Here is a 15,396-nt window from a genome sequence, read left to right as displayed (position 1 = left end):
GGCCCTGTTGACACGCTCGCTAACGCTGCGCGCACTGGCCGTGCTGGCGCTGATCATCGTGGGCGAAATAGCCAACGGCACCGTGCGCACACTCTTCATCACGCCGCGCGTCGGCGACCTCGCTGCGCGGCAGATTGGTACCGTCAGCGGCAGCGTGCTCATCCTGATGGTGGCCTGGGTCTGCAGCCCGTGGCTGCGCGCCAGCACACGCCGCGCGCAATGGGCGGTCGGCCTGCTCTGGGTGGTGCTGATGATGGCGTTTGAAGTTGCCTTTGGCCGCCTGGTGACTGGCGTGTCATGGGCGCGGCTGGCCGCAGACTACAGCCTGGCGCGCGGCGGCCTGTTGGGGCTGGGCATGGCGTGGCTGCTGTGTGCGCCGTCTTTGGCGCACACCATCCGTCAAAAGTCGGCTTGGCCGGGGAGGAATCTGGCTGAGTAGCTATTAAAAAAGGGGCTATTCGTTCATGCGCGGCTGGGTAATGCCGCATTGGGCAATGGAAAAGAGCAGTAAACCTGGTCAATGAACGAAAAGTGATCCTAGTCCAGGCGATACGGTCGCAGGCAGCTATTAAAACAGGAGTAATTGCTAGCGAAAGACGCTGTCATCGGCAATCTGGCTCTGCAGCGCGGGTACTGACTGCAGCCCCAAAATTCCGAGCCGCCTTTAGACGGTGTGCGCTGCACCAGCTTGATGCCGCCACTCGCGCAGGCAGGGCGCCGGCACTTGCCTTCAAACACCATCGCCGGCGGCTTCCACTCAAGCAGACCGTTTGCGTGACAAAGCAGGTCGCGGGGTTATGACTGCCGTACCAGGCCGGCGGTCGGAATTCGGGTCTTTTGAAATCCGAAGCCGATTTCATGAGAATCGGCAACGCCCGCAACACCTGCTGGGCGGGGCCGTTGTGCAGCGGCTGATCGCTGCACTGCGATAGCATCGCCGCATGAGTACCCATTACGAGAGCGTTCACAGCCCCTTGCTTTACCCCGATGCCTTCCGTGTGGCCGCCCCTGCTTTAACCGTGGGACGCGACGTGTGGCCGCGCCAACCGGGTGTTTTTATCCGCGCGGCCGCAGCCCAGGGGACCGAAGAGGCCGAAGAGACCGAAGCGGTTGATGAGGCAGCGCAAGCCAAAAGCACTGCAGAGAAACCAGACGCTGACAAGCCCCCGCGTGCGCCGCCAACCCGTGAGCTGGCGGCGGGGCAGTTTGGCCTGGTGCCGCGCTGGGTCAAGTCCGCGTCTGACGCCAAGCTGCGTTCGACCAAGCTGGTCAACGCCCGCTCTGAAACCGTGACCACGTCCAACAACTTTCGCGACGCCTGGCTGGCCGGGCAGCGCTGCATTGTGCCCATGCAGGCGTTCATGGAAGACGACTGGCGCAGCGGCAAAGCCGTGCCCACCCGCATTGCCCGTGTCGATGGCAAGCCCATGGGCGTGGCCGGTTTATGGGAAAGCTGGACAGGCGCTGACGGCCAGGTCATCACCAGCTACACGCTGCTGACGGTCAACGCCAACAGCCACGCGCTGATGGGCCGCTACCAACAGCCCGGCAACGAAAAACGCATGCTGGCGATTTTGAACGAAGGCGCCTACGACGCCTGGCTCAGCGCCCGCCCGGAGAAAGCCAGGGAGTTTATGCGGGCTTATCCGGCGAATTGGCTGCTGGCTAATCCGGTGGAGAAGGGGCGGTGAACAGCCCTTGTTTCAGCGGCTTCCTTGACTGACCTGCTTGGCTTTCTCCGAGCCGTGATTGTTTGGCCGATCAAGCCGGAACCGCCTCACCCCAGGCCACTAGCAGCGCAGGGATGTCGCGGCCCAAGTGGCAGCTGCCCGCCATGGGGCCCCACAGTGGTTGCAACAGGTCCTTCCACCGGCGCACGGTCGCATCGTGCGCGCGGCCGTGTGCGCAGTGCAGGAGCTTGCGCTGGGGCTTTAAGACACGGCGGATTTCCAGCAGGGCGGTGTGTCGACGTTGCCGTCTGAACGGATCATGGCAAACCGCACTGCAGGCGCACCAGGCGCGAGGGTGACGCTGCGCGGCGCTTGCATGCCGGCACCGGCTCAGAACCAAGAAACGCGTCAGCAGGCAGTGGCGAGATTGGCGGGGCGGGCTTGGGACCAGGAATACAAAAGCCTATGCTCGCCCTCGCTTTTTTGGGTCCGCAACGGTTTTCAGCGCAATGCCCCATGTTGTTTTTCAGCAAAAATCGCCGAATGGGTTATAGCCCTACAAGCCGAGTCGTCATGCGCTTCAATACTCTAACTTAATTCGTTTTACGGTGGTCCTGGCAATTTTCAGGCTTAACTTCTCCACCAGCGGATTGACTTCCATTTATTTTTTAACAACCCGTATCGATTTTTTGGAGAAAGCCATGAACGCAGTGAAATTACCGGCCAACCCGCTTCGGCTCAGGCTGCTGACTGTTGCCAGTTTTGCATTTGTTTGCAGCACCTCGGCAATGGCACAAGAAGCACCCGGCTTCTACGTTGGTGGCAGTTTGGGCGCCACTCGCGCTCACTTCAACAACGACGCCTATAACAATCTGGCTAGAAATAACGGCTTTGCCATCAATTCCTCGTCGGTGGACAACTCAAGCACCGGTGGCAAACTGTTTGGCGGCTACCAGTTGAACCCCAACTTCGCAGTGGAAGGCGGTTATTTCGATTTGGGACGTTTCAATTACTCTGGCGTCACATCGGGCGGCACTTATAACGGCAATACCCGTTCCCACGGCCTGAACCTGGACTTGGTGGGTACCCTGCCTTTGTCAGACCGGTTTTCAGTGCTGGGTCGCGTCGGTGCTGCCTATGCGCGAACCAGAGACAGTTCTTCCAGCACTGGTTTCGCACCCCCAGTCACCGCCAACATGAGCCGCAATGACACCCACGTGAAATATGGTGTGGGCCTTCAGTACGCCATCACGGATGCCCTGTCTTTGAGGGGCGAACTCGAGCGCTACCACCGCGTTAATGACCAGATCAGGCGCGGTAATGTTGATATGGCATCTATCGGACTGGTCTACCGTTTTGGTGCAAAAGCCCAGACACCGGTGGCGCAAACCTATGTCGCACCCGCTCCAGTTTATGTTGCACCTCCCCCGCCACCACCAGTCGCAATGGCCCCGGCGCCAGTTTATGTAGCGCCTCCACCCCCTCCTTACGTGGCGCCTGCTCGTCCAGCCAAAGAAGGTCGCAACTAACTTGATCTTTCACTGATCAAAAGGTGGCCAGCAGTTTAAACGCTGCGGCCACCTTTTTTTTGAGTGAGAAATAACTCAGCGCATCACTGTTAACAGGATTTGTGTAACCATTCTGCGTTGTTAAATCTCGATTGGCTGAGGATCGTATTCTTAGAATTTTGCAGGCTTCAAAAGCTATCGTGTCTTTTGAGTCATGTTATCGACCAACCTTTGCACCGGCGGCACTTCATGCTCAGTCAATCAATCACAGATCAATTTCAATTACAAAAACCTAGTTCGGCGCGTGCTGCTGGTGCTGTGGCTACGCTAGTCGCGTCACTGTGTGTTATTTCGCTGGTCACGTTTGTGCTTCCGGCTGCCGCTGCGCAAAACCTTCCACCCACGACCAGTCAAGTCGCTGGCGTTGGCACGTCGGAAATGACGCCTATTGAAACGAAGGTTGCCAACTTTAGGCAAGACCAGTCGTCGCCAGAATCCAGGAAATTGGCAGATTGGGTGGTCAATTCGGCAGACAACGCCAAGTTGCCCTTCATCATTGTTGATAAGGTCAACGCGCGGGTATTTGTGTTTGATGCGCAGGGGCAAATTACAGGAAGCACTCCAGCATTGCTTGGGCTTGCCGTAGGCGACGATTCTGTACCCGGTATCGGACAGCGCAAGCTGTCTAGCATCCTGCCCGAGGAGCGAACCACCCCAGCCGGGCGGTTCGTCGCGTCACTGGACCGTGACATTCACGGCAAGGAAATTCTTTGGGTGGACTACGACACTGCGATTTCCCTGCATGCTGTGGTGAAAGGAACCCCCAAGGAACGTCGAGCAGAGCGACTGGCCTCGGCGTCAGCACTCGACAAGCGCATTTCTTATGGTTGCATCAATGTGCCGGTCCCGTTTTATGAAAAAGTCGTGAGCCCAATTTTTAAAGGGACCAACGGCATCGTCTACATATTGCCGGAAACCCGCTCTGCTCAAGAAGTATTTGGCCCTTACGACATTCAGGATTCGTCGCGAAAGCAAGCCTCTTCCGAATCCACGCAAGCAACCAATTCGGCCGCTAGATAATCACAGCTCAAAGCGCACCATGAAAAACCGTGCGCATTGTTGATGAGTGAAGCGGCGGTTTCAAATCCAATGTGTGGTGCTTGCGAAAAGCGAGAGCTTATTTGATCCCCGCGCATCCAGGTATGGCGTTCGTACCAATTGGGCGTGGCCTAAGGCCATTTAAAGTTGCTTTTGGCCGAATTATTGGCGATATCAGGCTCTAGTCCAAGACTTACTTGCCTTGATAGCTATGAATAATGTAGCAGACCTACAGTAACTGAGCATCTTCCTTGGCGCGCATTTTGGCGCCGATGTACTCGCCATGGGTCACGTACAGCAGGCCCGCCACCTTGCTGATCAGGTGGTTTTCATTCGCATCGAGTTTGCCGTCGGCATAAGCCACCTGCCACATGAACTCCACCACCTGAATTTTTTGCGCCTGCGTGAAGCGGTCGTTCATCAGGCTGGTGAAGCTGAAGTAGTCGTTGGCGTTCTTAGAGGTTTGCTCGGCCTTCGCCATCAACTGCGCCACCACCTCGTCGCTCAAGGCAAAGCGCTTGCCCAGGGTCGTCATGGCGTGCGCACGCTCTGCGTCGCTGGTGTTGGCGTCCGATCGCATCACGTCGAACAGCAACACGGCGGTGGCCAGCTGCAGGCCGGGGCCGTTGGGGGTAGCGCCAGCGTCGTCGGCGTTGAAAAAGGTGGTCAGCAGGTTTCGGAGGGTGCTCAGCATGGGCTAGGGGAGGGTGTGGTGTGGCTGCCAAGTGTCGGGTTTTACGCGTCTACCATTGAGTTAAAGGGATTTTTTATGGAAAATTGAGTATTAGCCGAGGATTTCATTGTCTTAACTGCTACTAAAAAAGGAGCAATTCTCAAACTGTGGCAAGGCGTGCTGATTACGCGCCCGCCTGGCGAAAGCACGAGAGTTTATGAGGGCTTATCCGGTGAATTGGCTTTTGGCGAATCCGGCGGAGGAAAGCCGGGGAGTTTGATTTGAATTTAAGGAGGAGTTGGAACGATGGCGCGTAGAAAGAAGACCAGTCCGTTGGACGACATGCTGAGCCTGATCACGGTGCTGCCGTGGTGGGCGGGCGTGGCGCTCGCCCTGATCAGCTATGTTTTTCTGCACCAGCTGGCCAAACCCACCCAGTTGCTAGGCCTCACGCCCGGTCAGATGACTGGCGTGATCGTTGGGTCAGTCGTCACCACTTTGGCGTTCGCGGGGCCGTTCATCGTCCCGGTCATTTGCCTGCTGGGCGCGCTGGGTTCTTTTATGGGGCGTCGCCGTCGCCAGTCGCTGCTCACCCAGGTGTCGCAAAACAAATCGGCCGATGCGCTGGATGGCATGTCCTGGCGTGAATTTGAAATGCTGGTGGGCGAAGCGTTCCGTCTGCAGGGCTATAGCGTGACCGAAACGGGTGGCGCAGGGCCTGACGGCGGCATTGATCTGGTGCTCAGCCAAGGGTCCGAAAAATTCCTCGTCCAATGCAAACAGTGGAAGGCGTTCAAAGTCAGCGTCACGGTGGTGCGTGAGCTGTACGGGGTGATGGCCGCCAAAGGAGCCGCTGGGGGCTTCGTCGTGACGTCTGGCCGCTTCACGGAAGACGCCACCGAGTTCGCTGCAGGCCGAAACATCACACTCATCGACGGCGCGCGTTTGCATGGTTTGCTGGCGCAAGCCAAAGCGGCGCGCAGCACGGTCAATCAACCATCAACACGCGTTTTTGAGGCCCCTGTGCCGTCAGCACCGAGTGCAGTCCCTGCATGTCCTGCCTGCGGTGCCGCGATGAAGATGCGGGTTGCAAGGCGTGGGGTTAACTCGGGCGGGGAGTTTTGGGGCTGTGTTCAATATCCGGTTTGCAGGGGAACCCGGAACGTCAGTTGAACTAGCCCGTACTATCAAATATCGGGATTCGAGCGCCCCATAACGGCGCACTGTCGGTATTTGGCGATCACGTCAGACAAAGCCATTGCACGGATCTCGCCTCCTCGATACGCCGTTAACCGGTCATCGGCCTACTTGGCCCATAGTGCGTCCACAGACGCATCAGGCTCATCCAAACTGTCCAAAATGCGTTCCACCAGGGTCATTCGATCTACTGCACTGCTTGAGCGCTGAGGGTTTTGTCAGTTGGGTTCATGGTGATGCCTTGCCGTCGGTCTTCACAGATTTTGGTGCAATGCCCGGCACTTTCAACCCGAACGCTTCGGCCATGCGGCGTGCGCGGTCTGCTGAATCCTTCAAAGCCTTTTCTAGCGCTTTTGGGGGAGGCCTAAGTCGGTTTTGGCTTGTTTTTGCAGTCTGATCCATGGCTTGGGTTTAAGTTTGCGAGTGACCACGGGTCGGTATTGCAATATGACTATTTGTCAGACCGGATGAAAGTCCTGAGGCCACAAGAAGTACGGGCCGAAGCGCCCCTTGGCAACAAACTCCACCCCGGCTTTGTCACCTTTTGGCGTCACTGCATGTTTATCTCCTGTCAGCAGTAGATAGCCCTGTTCAGTGGCACGATCCAATAACTGCACAGTCTTTAACCCTAGCTTTTGAGCCAACTTGCCCGAAGGCAGCTTGTCGCCGACGGTCTCGGTTTCTGAGCTCTTTTCAGCTTCATGATTAGCAGTTTCGGGTTCGCTGGTCACGCGTTCCAATGAAATACGTACTTCGTCGCTGATGCGGATGATGCGCTGTGCTTCTTCGTAGGCATCCTTGTACAGCTGACCGTCTTCGGCTCTTCGAATCAAGATGCCCATTTCATTGTTGTTGACCTGACTAAACTCGTACAGATTTAGGCTGGTGACGATGCACATCTCTTCGTTCATGTAGCACTTGGCGTGCAAGTTTTTGCAGAAGCTAGTGCGGATGTAAGTCAAGCCGCGCAGCCATTCAATTTCTTGCGGCTGCAACTCGCTTTTACCGTAGACGATGCGAACGTCAATCTTCAAACGATTCTTGTCTGCCAGCAGCTCTTTCATTCTGTCATTGAGCTTGAGAAAAGGGCTGATCAGAATCAAGCGGTCTGCCGCGCCTTTGATCATCTCTTCGAGAAAATAATTGGTCGCGCTTGTGTTTAGGAATTTGGCCATGGTTTCAAGTGTGACTGTGATTGTGTGAAGCGATTTTTAGTTAGTTGCAGTCTAAGGTGAACCTGGATTTTCCAAAAATAATCGGAGGCTGAATCCAATTCTTCCCTCGCCAATTTCTCGGGCCCAATGTCTCGCACACGAGGAAGCCAAGTCAAATCTAGTTACCAGCATAAATTAATGATGATTTCCGAATCGCCTCATCCTTGTCACTACTACTCAGATCGACCATATGAAAGTCGTGTACTTTACGAGCAGCTGTGTACTGACTGAGGTCAAGCATGTAGGCTTCGTATAACTCTCCAGCAGCACCTTTCTTTAGTGTTACTCGGGATTTGACCGGATGAATCATCCTCAAATCGATGAGCTGATCAATCGACTCCCTAACAGACCCGGTGAGTTTTTGTGAAACAAGGAAAACGTTGGACTTTGAAGTCTCTGTACAAAACGTAACTAGAGCATCAAATGCTTTCTCTAGAACCACTCGATCTTCTGCTGAGTCCAATTTGAATTCCTCGCGCTTATTGGAGTCGTATTCACCTGCTGCTAGATTTACATCTTCAAGACCAATTTTTGGGCCTCTGTGGTGGTCGCTGCCGCGATTTCTGGCGACCGCTATCGAGCCGGAAAAAATGCCTACAAAGTCCCTCGTTACGCCACCTGACGCAATTATGATTCGGTCAATTGCGGTGGGGTTTACTAAATCCTTAATAGCTAAGGGGGACTTCTCAACGACTAGGTTTTCGAGGACTTGGCGCAAAAACGTCTTCAATGTCTCAAATTTTTCGAGTGAAATATCTAAGTTGATTTCCTTCGCATCGTCCCCAAGCTTCATGCCAATCGGTGGATCAGAGTGTTCGTACCACTGACTGCGGTGTTTGATGGTTCCAATTTTTACCCACATTCCATTGCCTTTGGCAACTCTGTGAAAGTAGTCAATTACCTTTGCTTGATCTGCCCTCCGTATGTGATACAGGTCATCCAAGATCAAGAATGAAGATCCATCTGACAAATCAGACAGTTCCTTAAAGAAGTGCTGAAAGCGGAGTATGTTCTGATGAAGATATTCAACCTTATGGGATACATAAGTTGTTTGTTCCTCAGTTCCTGCATTAATTTTTCCACTGATGTTTCCAGTTGCTGAAGCGGTTACACCAGGAGCGGTTGCGTTCACCGCTGTTTGAACTGAAGCAGTAGTTTCATTCGCAACAGTTGTCCTGACTTGCTTGTTGCTAGTTTCCGGGGTTCGCAGCTGTGCCTCTAGATCACGGATGATGTTTTTAAGAACTTCCTTCAACTCAGCAGTCTTCACCTTGTTAAATGGAGGCCGGTTTGGCGTCGTGCCAAACAGTTTTCTCCAAAACGATGTTTTTGTTGCTGGGTTAATTGCTGCGCTATTCAACCAGCGCTCAAACTCGCCGAGCGTCTTTATCAGGACGCTAATCAATACATCAGGATAGGTGTGGCCCTTAAAAGTTTCTAGATCGACAAACGCAATGGGCCTGCGATCAACTGTCAGGTCCGCAGCAGTTTTGCGCAAGAGGCTTGATTTTCCAGAGCCACGTCTGCCAAAAACCATACTGTGTTGCTTCGCTTTTGCGCGGGATAGTACACCCGGTGCGGGTTCAATAAAGCGATTAGCACCCTCTGGTGTTGCACGCATCACTTCTTCGCATAGTACAAGTAAGTCATCGACCTCCTGAGTGTTTAATACTGACGTAGTGCCACTTTTTTTCACCATTTTGTCTTCTTGAATATTTTGCCTGTTGGGCATTTTGGTTATTGACTACTTTCCCCAGCCATCCTTCAACCCCACAGCCAAATTAAACACAGGCTTCCCAGCCGCATGATCCACCCGATCCGCCGCAAAGTAACCATGCCGTTCGAACTGAAACTTGTCGTCAGCCTTGGCTGCCGCCAATGAAGGCTCCACAAACGCGTTCAGCACTTTCAAACTGTTCGGGTTCAGGTTTTCAATGAAGTCTTTGCCGCCGGCTTCGGGGTGGGCTTCTACAAACAGGCGTTCGTACAAGCGCACTTCGGCGGGCAGGGCGTCGTGTACGCCAACCCAGGTGATCACGCCTTTGACCTTCACGGCGTCGGAGCCGGGGGTGCCGCTTTTGGTGTCTGGAATGATCGTAGCCGCCACGGATGTTAAGTTTCCTGCTTCATCTTTGATAGCGCCCGTGCATTCGATGACGTGGCCGTATTTCAGGCGGACCTTGTTGCCAGGGAACAGGCGGAAGAAGCCTTTGGGCGGCGTCTCTTCAAAGTCGGTGCGTTCAATCCACACTTCTTTGCCGATCTGGAATTTGCGTTTGCCCAGGTCGGGGTGGTGGGGGTGGACCGGGGCGGAGCAGTCATCGAGCATTGCGCCGCCCATCACCTCATCCCAGTTGGTCAGCACCAACTTGATGGGGTCCAGCACGGCCATAGCGCGGGGGGCGCTGCCGTCCAGGGTTTCGCGCAGGCAGCCTTCCAGGGTAGAGTAGTCGATCCAGCTGTCGCTTTTGGTCACGCCGATGCGTTCGGCAAACAGCTGAATCGCTTCGGGCGTGTAGCCACGGCGGCGCAGGCCGACGATGGTGGGCATGCGCGGGTCGTCCCAGCCGGTGACTTTGTGGTCATAGACCAGCTGGGCGAGCTTGCGTTTGCTGGTCAGCACGTAGGTCAGGTTTAACCTAGCAAATTCGTATTGGCGCGGGTGTGGCGTGGCCACCAGGCCGCCTTCGCACAGTCTTTCGAGCAGCCAGTCGTAAAACGGGCGCTGGTCTTCAAATTCCAGCGTGCAGATGCTGTGGGTAATCTGCTCCAGCGCATCCTCAATCGGGTGCGCAAAGGTGTACATCGGGTAGATGCACCATTTGTCGCCGGTGTTGTGGTGCGTGGCGCGGCGGATCCGGTAGATGGCCGGGTCGCGCAGGTTGATGTTGGGGCTGGTCATGTCGATCTTGGCGCGCAGCACCATGGCGCCGTCTTCGTGTTTGCCGTCGCGCATTTCGATGAAGCGGGCGAGGTTTTCGGCAGGCGTGCGGCTACGGTAGGGGCTGTTGGTGCCGGGATGGCCAAAGTCGCCGCGGTTGTGGCGCATGTCATCGGCGCTTTGCTCGTCAACATAGGCCTGGCCGGATTCAATCAAAAACTCGGCGGCGCGGTACATGAAGTCGAAGTAATCACTGGCCTGGTAAAGATTGCTTTCTCCGTTGTTTTCCCAGCCAAAGCCCAGCCACTTCACCGCGTCGATGATGGAGTTGACGTATTCTTTGTCTTCTTTTTCGGGATTGGTATCGTCAAAACGCAGGTGGCATACGCCGCCGTACTCTCGCGCCAGGCCGAAGTTCAGGCAGATGCTTTTGGCGTGGCCTATGTGCAGGTAGCCGTTGGGCTCGGGCGGAAAACGCATGCGTACTTTGGCCGGGTCTGGCTGGCCGGCGGCGTGGTGGGCGGCGTCGCCCGGGCTGCCGCCCCAGAAACGCTGGGCATAAGTGCTGTCAAGCAGGTCTTTTTCGATGATGTGCCGTAAAAAGTTGCTCGGCTTGTGGGCTTCTTTGTCGGCAGGGCTGGCGGCTTTGGAGGGGACGGGGGAAGTCATCGACTGATTTTAGGCGGTTGCGCGACAGGGTTACGTTTGGCAACTCTCTTAACAGGGCATCCGGTAGGCCGGAACCGGCTTAACGCGTTTAATAAAGGCATGGGCTTTTTTTGCCCTTTCAAAGGATCAGTTATGAACACAATCATCAAGGCAAATCGCCCTGCAGTGCTGGCGGCCGTTGCCGCCACACTGGCGATTGCAGCCATGGGTTTTGCTGGTGCTGCACAGGCCCGGGACAATGTTTATTGGTCAGTAGGCGTGGGCAGTCCCGGCGTAGGGGTCAACGTGGGCAACGTAGGCTCGGTTTATCAACCACCTGTCTACATACAGCAGCAACCCATTTATGTTGAGCAGGAACCGGTCTATTACCAGCCACGACCTGTGTTCGTGAGGCCCGCACCGGTTTATTACGCACCGCAGCCGGTTTACTACGAGCGCCCGCGTCATTGGCGTCACCGCGAGGGTTTTTACCAGCAGGCACCGCGCGGCTATTACGGTCAAGGTTATGCGCCGGTGGAATACCAGCGAGGTGGTCGCCGTCACGACCGTGATGACGACTGATATTGAGGTCAGCGCGATAAGAGCCTGAAAAGCCTGCTTAGCGCAGGCTTTTTTGTGGGCGGGCGGGGTGGGTGCACTGGTTGGAAGCGGGGCGAGTTTTTCAAAAAAAAAGCCCCCAATTCCGGGCTTGCGGGCTTTTGTTGAATGGCTGTTGTGCAGCCATCAGCGGCGCGTTTTTGAAGGCGACCGTATTGCGGCTGCCTTACGCAGCCTTCCAGAAAATGTAGTCAGCCTGGTAGGGCAGTGTGAGCTTGTCGCCCAGATTTGACTGCGCGCACGCCTTGCTCAGGTCCTGGCCACCCTTGGTCTTGATGCGCTGGATGTAAGTGATGTTTTGCAGAACGCCGGGCGCCGCACCCGGCGTGCCCTTGGACAACTGGTACGCGAGGTTGGTCGCACCCGGGCGCGGCGCAACCGCAATCTGCTGGCCCACCACGCTGGAGCCATCCATGTGGGTCCAGGTAGCGGGTGGACCCGAATATTTGGCGACTTCTTTGCCAGTCCGGTCGACCAGTTCAGCCTGCGGGCTCACCAGAACCCAGCCAATAGTGCCTGCAGCATTGGCGTTGGTTTTGCACTCGTAATTACGCAGGCCGGTTGCCGTGGTTTCAAGCGCCACCACATTGCCCGCTTGCACCTGGATCTGATCGTCAAGGCGCTCCTGCGCATACTCCTTGGGCGGCGGTTTTACCCCGGAGCAGGCCGCCATCAGGGTCGCAGCACCTGTCACGACAGCGAGCGTGACAGCGGTGCTTTTGCTGAAGGCAAAAAGGGTGTTGCGATCAATTTTCATCAGGTCTCCTGTATTGTTGAAATATGCCCGATTAAACCTCGGGCCTCATGAATATACGGTAGAACTTTGCGCTAAACCGGTGAAAGTGCATATTGCCTGTTCAGGCCGGTATTTTTAACAGGCCAACAAAAAAAGACCATCTGCCGAAATTTGCGGTCTGGATGGTGGGCGTTCTGGCTCAAGCTGCCGCGGAATAATTCAATGCCGCCGTCAGCCGCGCCTGCTGCTACTGTCCAAAGCGCTGCCCCTTCAGTAAAAACTCTTCTTCCCGGTCTGTGCTGATGCGTCCCAGCGCGGCGTTACGGTAGGGAAACCGACCAAACCGGGCAATGATGCCCTGGTGCTCGCGAGCGAAGTCCAGGTTGCCCTGGAGGCGCGGCTTCAGGTTGACCGGCGCATCGGCCAGCAGTTGGGAAAAGCGCGTGACGCTTTCGTCCTGCAATGCCGCGTCTTCGGCATGCATCAGCGGCATGTAAAGGAAGACCCGTGCCACCCAAGGCAACCGCTGGTCTTCGCGAGCGGCCAGCGTCTGAAGGGTAAGTTGCCGGGCGCGCACATCGCCGGCAAACGCCTGCGCGGTGGCGCGAAAAACATTGCGTGTGAACTGGTCGAGCAGTATGACAAGGGCCAGTCTGCTCTGGACCTGGCTTTCCCAGTCCTGCAGTGCGCCGCCGACTGCCTGCAAGACGCTTGGGCCAAAGCGGATCCTGATCTCCCGGTCCAGCGCCGCGCCGCCATAAAACCAGCGCTTTTTGAGGTCTTGCGTGGGCCATCCTTGTGTCAGGCCATCGCCCAGCCAGAAATCAAGGATGTCGGCGGGGGTGAGGGCGGGAATGGAACTGTGCGTAACGGTTTTGCCGCCGGGCGCTGACCGGGTCATGGCCGCACACGCTTACCAGCGGTCAGATCGCAGTTGCAGATCCCAGACACCTTTGCGTGCAGCATAGACGCCAACCACGCCGTAGCGTTGCTCGCCCACGCTGTCCCATTTCATCGAGCCGGTAATTGGCGCATAGCCGTCAAAGGTATGCAGAATCTCGGTAATCTTTTTTGGGCTGGCGGAGTTGGCGCGCTGCATGGCACCGGCCAGAATGTACATCGCGTCATAGGTATAGTGGCCTCCGTACGCGGGTTCTTTCTTGTACGCCTCCTGGTACTTCGTCAAAAATAGTTTGCCATTTACGAATTCCTTGGCATCGAGAATCGGCGAGGTGGCATACAGGCCCTTGATCATCTCGGTGCCTTTAAGCATGCTGATGGTCTTGATGGTGTCACCGCCCAGAATGTTGAGCTGGGTGTATTCGATTTTTTTTAATGCCTCGAGCAAAGCCAGCACCTGGAAGTCGTTCAGCGTCGTGATGAGCACTTCCACGCCGTTTTGTTTGAGCTTGCCGGCCAGCTCGTCAAAAACTGTGGTTTTGTCGTCAAACGATTGACGCAGGGTAATCTGCTTTTTGGCAATTTTAAGTTGCTCCGCAGCGCCGTCGGCCAGACCTTTTCCGTACGGTGTTCCGTCGTCCACTACCGCGTATCGGGTGGCGTTGAGCTGACTCGCGGCAAAGGAGCCAATGGCTTTCGCCTGAAGGGTGTCGTTGGCAACCAGGCGATAGGTCGTCGCAAGGCCGAGTTGCGTGAACTTGGGGTTGGTCGATATCGCCAGCTGCGCGATGTCTTTGGCAGCATAAATCGGGGCTGCTTCAATGCTGACGCCGGAGTTAAGGTTGCCGATCACGGCCACCACGCCGGCATCGATCATTTTTTGGGCAACTTCCTTGCCGGTGGCGGGGTCGGAGCGATCGTCCATCGCGACAATTTCAAGCATGACAGGCTTCCCCTTGATCTTGAAGCCTTCCTTGTTGAGTTCGGCTACTGCCAGCTTGACGCCGTTGTGCAAGTCCTGGCCCAGTTCGGCAAGGTTGCCGGTAAGAGGCTGGGCGACGCCGATCCTGACAGTGTCGGGCGGGTTGTCGCAGCCTGTGAGCAGCATGGTGGCGGTCGTCAGCGCAGCAGCAATTGCGCCCAAGGTAATGCTGCCGGAATTTGAATTTTTCATCGTCGCTATTGGTGATTTGGAATGTAAGTTAATGTGTCTTGTGCTTTGCAGTGACGCCAGCGGGTTTAACCCGTCATACAACGGGCTAGCGGCTACATTAGTTAATCTAATGTTACGCTAGATTTAATTAAAAACAGTCGTTGGACCCGGCCGCATGATTTCGTGCGCAGCCATAAGAGACCCCCGGGTCTGCAACGATAATCACAATCCATTCAAGGAGCCAGCGTGGACATTGCATTGTTGATTAAAGCCGCCATCATGGGCATCGTGGAAGGTCTGACCGAATTCCTTCCCATTTCTTCGACCGGCCACCTGATCCTGGCGGGTTCGTTGCTCGGTTTTGATGACGACAAGGCCAAGGTGTTTGATATCGCCATCCAGACCGGCGCCATTTTTGCCGTGATTCTGGTGTACTGGAAAAAGATTCGTGAAACCCTGGTTGCCTTGCCCACGGACAAACAGGCTCAGCAGTTTTCGCTCAATGTGCTGGTGGCTTTTTTGCCCGCCGTGGTGCTCGGCCTGCTGTTCGGCAAAGCCATCAAGGCGCACCTGTTCACACCGGTGGTGGTGGCCAGCACTTTCATCATTGGCGGTTTAATCATTTTGTGGGCTGAAAAGCGTCAGCAGCGCAATCCGGCGGCAGCGCGCATTCATTCGGTTGAGGAAATGAGCGCGATGGATGCACTCAAGGTCGGGCTGGCGCAGTGTCTGGCCATGATTCCAGGCACCAGCCGAAGCGGCGCGACCATTATCGGCGGCATGCTGCTGGGGCTGTCGCGCAAGGCGGCGACTGATTTTTCCTTTTATCTGGCGATTCCCACGCTGATTGGCGCCGGGGTATACAGCCTGTTCAAGGAGCGCGCACTCCTTTCCATGGCCGATCTGCCGTTGTTCGGCGTCGGCTTGCTGTTTTCGTTTATCAGTGCGTGGCTGTGCATTCGCTGGTTGCTGCGTTACATCGCCACCCACAGTTTTGTGCCTTTTGCCTGGTACCGCATCGCTTTTGGCATTGTGGTGCTGGGCACAGCCTGGAGCGGCCTGGTCGTCTGGGCGCCCTGAGTCCATTTGTTTGAGCGGCG

Annotated in this window: 16 protein-coding genes; 7 read left to right on the top strand and 9 right to left on the bottom strand. The window is 55.8% G+C overall.

Annotated elements, in window-relative coordinates; genetic code table 11:
• Positions 1–7 precede the first annotated feature (7 nt).
• The 4 genes from HHJ19_RS12815 (at position 8) to HHJ19_RS12800 (ending at position 4,258) form a co-directional block, all read left to right on the top strand.
• Positions 8–439, top strand: a complete 432-nt coding sequence (locus HHJ19_RS12815; protein ID WP_296908022.1) for a hypothetical protein — start codon at positions 8–10, stop codon at positions 437–439.
• Between the two features lie 502 nt (positions 440–941).
• On the top strand, positions 942–1,691 hold the full coding sequence (locus tag HHJ19_RS12810; protein ID WP_296908021.1) for an SOS response-associated peptidase family protein: 750 nt from the start codon (positions 942–944) through the stop codon (positions 1,689–1,691).
• 680 nt (positions 1,692–2,371) lie between these two features.
• The gene (locus tag HHJ19_RS12805) at positions 2,372–3,199 is read left to right on the top strand and encodes an outer membrane beta-barrel protein (protein ID WP_296908020.1); all 828 of its coding nucleotides are present in this window, start codon (positions 2,372–2,374) and stop codon (positions 3,197–3,199) included.
• A 228-nt stretch (positions 3,200–3,427) separates the two neighbouring features.
• Positions 3,428–4,258, top strand: a complete 831-nt coding sequence (locus HHJ19_RS12800; RefSeq protein ID WP_296908019.1) for a hypothetical protein — start codon at positions 3,428–3,430, stop codon at positions 4,256–4,258.
• A gap of 247 nt (positions 4,259–4,505) precedes the next feature.
• Here the strand turns inward: HHJ19_RS12800 and HHJ19_RS12795 are convergent, their stop codons facing one another.
• On the bottom strand, positions 4,506–4,970 hold the full coding sequence (locus HHJ19_RS12795; protein WP_296908018.1) for a TerB family tellurite resistance protein: 465 nt from the start codon (positions 4,968–4,970) through the stop codon (positions 4,506–4,508).
• 285 nt (positions 4,971–5,255) lie between these two features.
• On the opposite strand from HHJ19_RS12795, the gene HHJ19_RS12790 reads away from it, so the two are divergent.
• Positions 5,256–6,122, top strand: coding sequence for a restriction endonuclease (locus tag HHJ19_RS12790; RefSeq protein ID WP_296908016.1), 867 nt, complete (start codon positions 5,256–5,258; stop codon positions 6,120–6,122).
• Between the two features lie 131 nt (positions 6,123–6,253).
• On the opposite strand, the gene HHJ19_RS18070 is transcribed toward HHJ19_RS12790, so the two are convergent.
• The 5 genes from HHJ19_RS18070 to HHJ19_RS12770 all read right to left on the bottom strand — a co-directional run bounded on the left by HHJ19_RS18070 (position 6,254) and on the right by HHJ19_RS12770 (position 10,910).
• A complete protein-coding gene (locus HHJ19_RS18070; protein WP_366929408.1) occupies positions 6,254–6,328 on the bottom strand; it encodes a hypothetical protein in 75 nt (24 codons plus the stop codon).
• A gap of 46 nt (positions 6,329–6,374) precedes the next feature.
• Complete coding sequence (locus HHJ19_RS12785; protein WP_296908015.1) at positions 6,375–6,548, bottom strand: hypothetical protein; 174 nt, start codon at positions 6,546–6,548, stop codon at positions 6,375–6,377.
• A gap of 56 nt (positions 6,549–6,604) precedes the next feature.
• Positions 6,605–7,321: a phospholipase D family protein gene (locus HHJ19_RS12780; protein ID WP_296908013.1), complete on the bottom strand. Its 717-nt coding sequence runs from the start codon at positions 7,319–7,321 to the stop codon at positions 6,605–6,607.
• Positions 7,322–7,478: 157 nt separating this feature from the next.
• Complete coding sequence (locus tag HHJ19_RS12775) at positions 7,479–9,092, bottom strand: hypothetical protein (RefSeq protein ID WP_296908010.1); 1,614 nt, start codon at positions 9,090–9,092, stop codon at positions 7,479–7,481.
• Positions 9,093–9,104: 12 nt separating this feature from the next.
• Positions 9,105–10,910, bottom strand: a complete 1,806-nt coding sequence (locus HHJ19_RS12770) for a glutamine--tRNA ligase/YqeY domain fusion protein (protein ID WP_296908007.1) — start codon at positions 10,908–10,910, stop codon at positions 9,105–9,107.
• A gap of 132 nt (positions 10,911–11,042) precedes the next feature.
• Here HHJ19_RS12770 and HHJ19_RS12765 point away from each other — a divergent pair, with 132 nt between their 5' ends.
• Entirely contained in the window at positions 11,043–11,471 is a 429-nt protein-coding gene (locus HHJ19_RS12765) for a hypothetical protein (protein ID WP_296908004.1), read from the top strand.
• A 202-nt stretch (positions 11,472–11,673) separates the two neighbouring features.
• On the opposite strand, the gene HHJ19_RS12760 is transcribed toward HHJ19_RS12765, so the two are convergent.
• The 3 genes from HHJ19_RS12760 to HHJ19_RS12750 form a co-directional block, all read right to left on the bottom strand.
• A complete protein-coding gene (locus HHJ19_RS12760; protein ID WP_296908002.1) occupies positions 11,674–12,264 on the bottom strand; it encodes a DUF3455 domain-containing protein in 591 nt (196 codons plus the stop codon).
• A 226-nt stretch (positions 12,265–12,490) separates the two neighbouring features.
• Positions 12,491–13,144: a DUF924 family protein gene (locus HHJ19_RS12755; protein ID WP_296907999.1), complete on the bottom strand. Its 654-nt coding sequence runs from the start codon at positions 13,142–13,144 to the stop codon at positions 12,491–12,493.
• 12 nt (positions 13,145–13,156) lie between these two features.
• Positions 13,157–14,317, bottom strand: coding sequence for a branched-chain amino acid ABC transporter substrate-binding protein (locus HHJ19_RS12750; RefSeq protein WP_296907996.1), 1,161 nt, complete (start codon positions 14,315–14,317; stop codon positions 13,157–13,159).
• Between the two features lie 225 nt (positions 14,318–14,542).
• Here HHJ19_RS12750 and HHJ19_RS12745 point away from each other — a divergent pair, with 225 nt between their 5' ends.
• Complete coding sequence (locus tag HHJ19_RS12745; RefSeq protein WP_296907993.1) at positions 14,543–15,376, top strand: undecaprenyl-diphosphate phosphatase; 834 nt, start codon at positions 14,543–14,545, stop codon at positions 15,374–15,376.
• The last annotated feature ends 20 nt before the right edge of the window (positions 15,377–15,396 follow it).

Origin of the sequence: Polaromonas sp., from assembly GCF_012927415.1 — a bacterium.
Lineage (GTDB): Bacteria > Pseudomonadota > Gammaproteobacteria > Burkholderiales > Burkholderiaceae_C > Polaromonas.
This window is presented reverse-complemented; position numbering and strand designations above follow the sequence as displayed.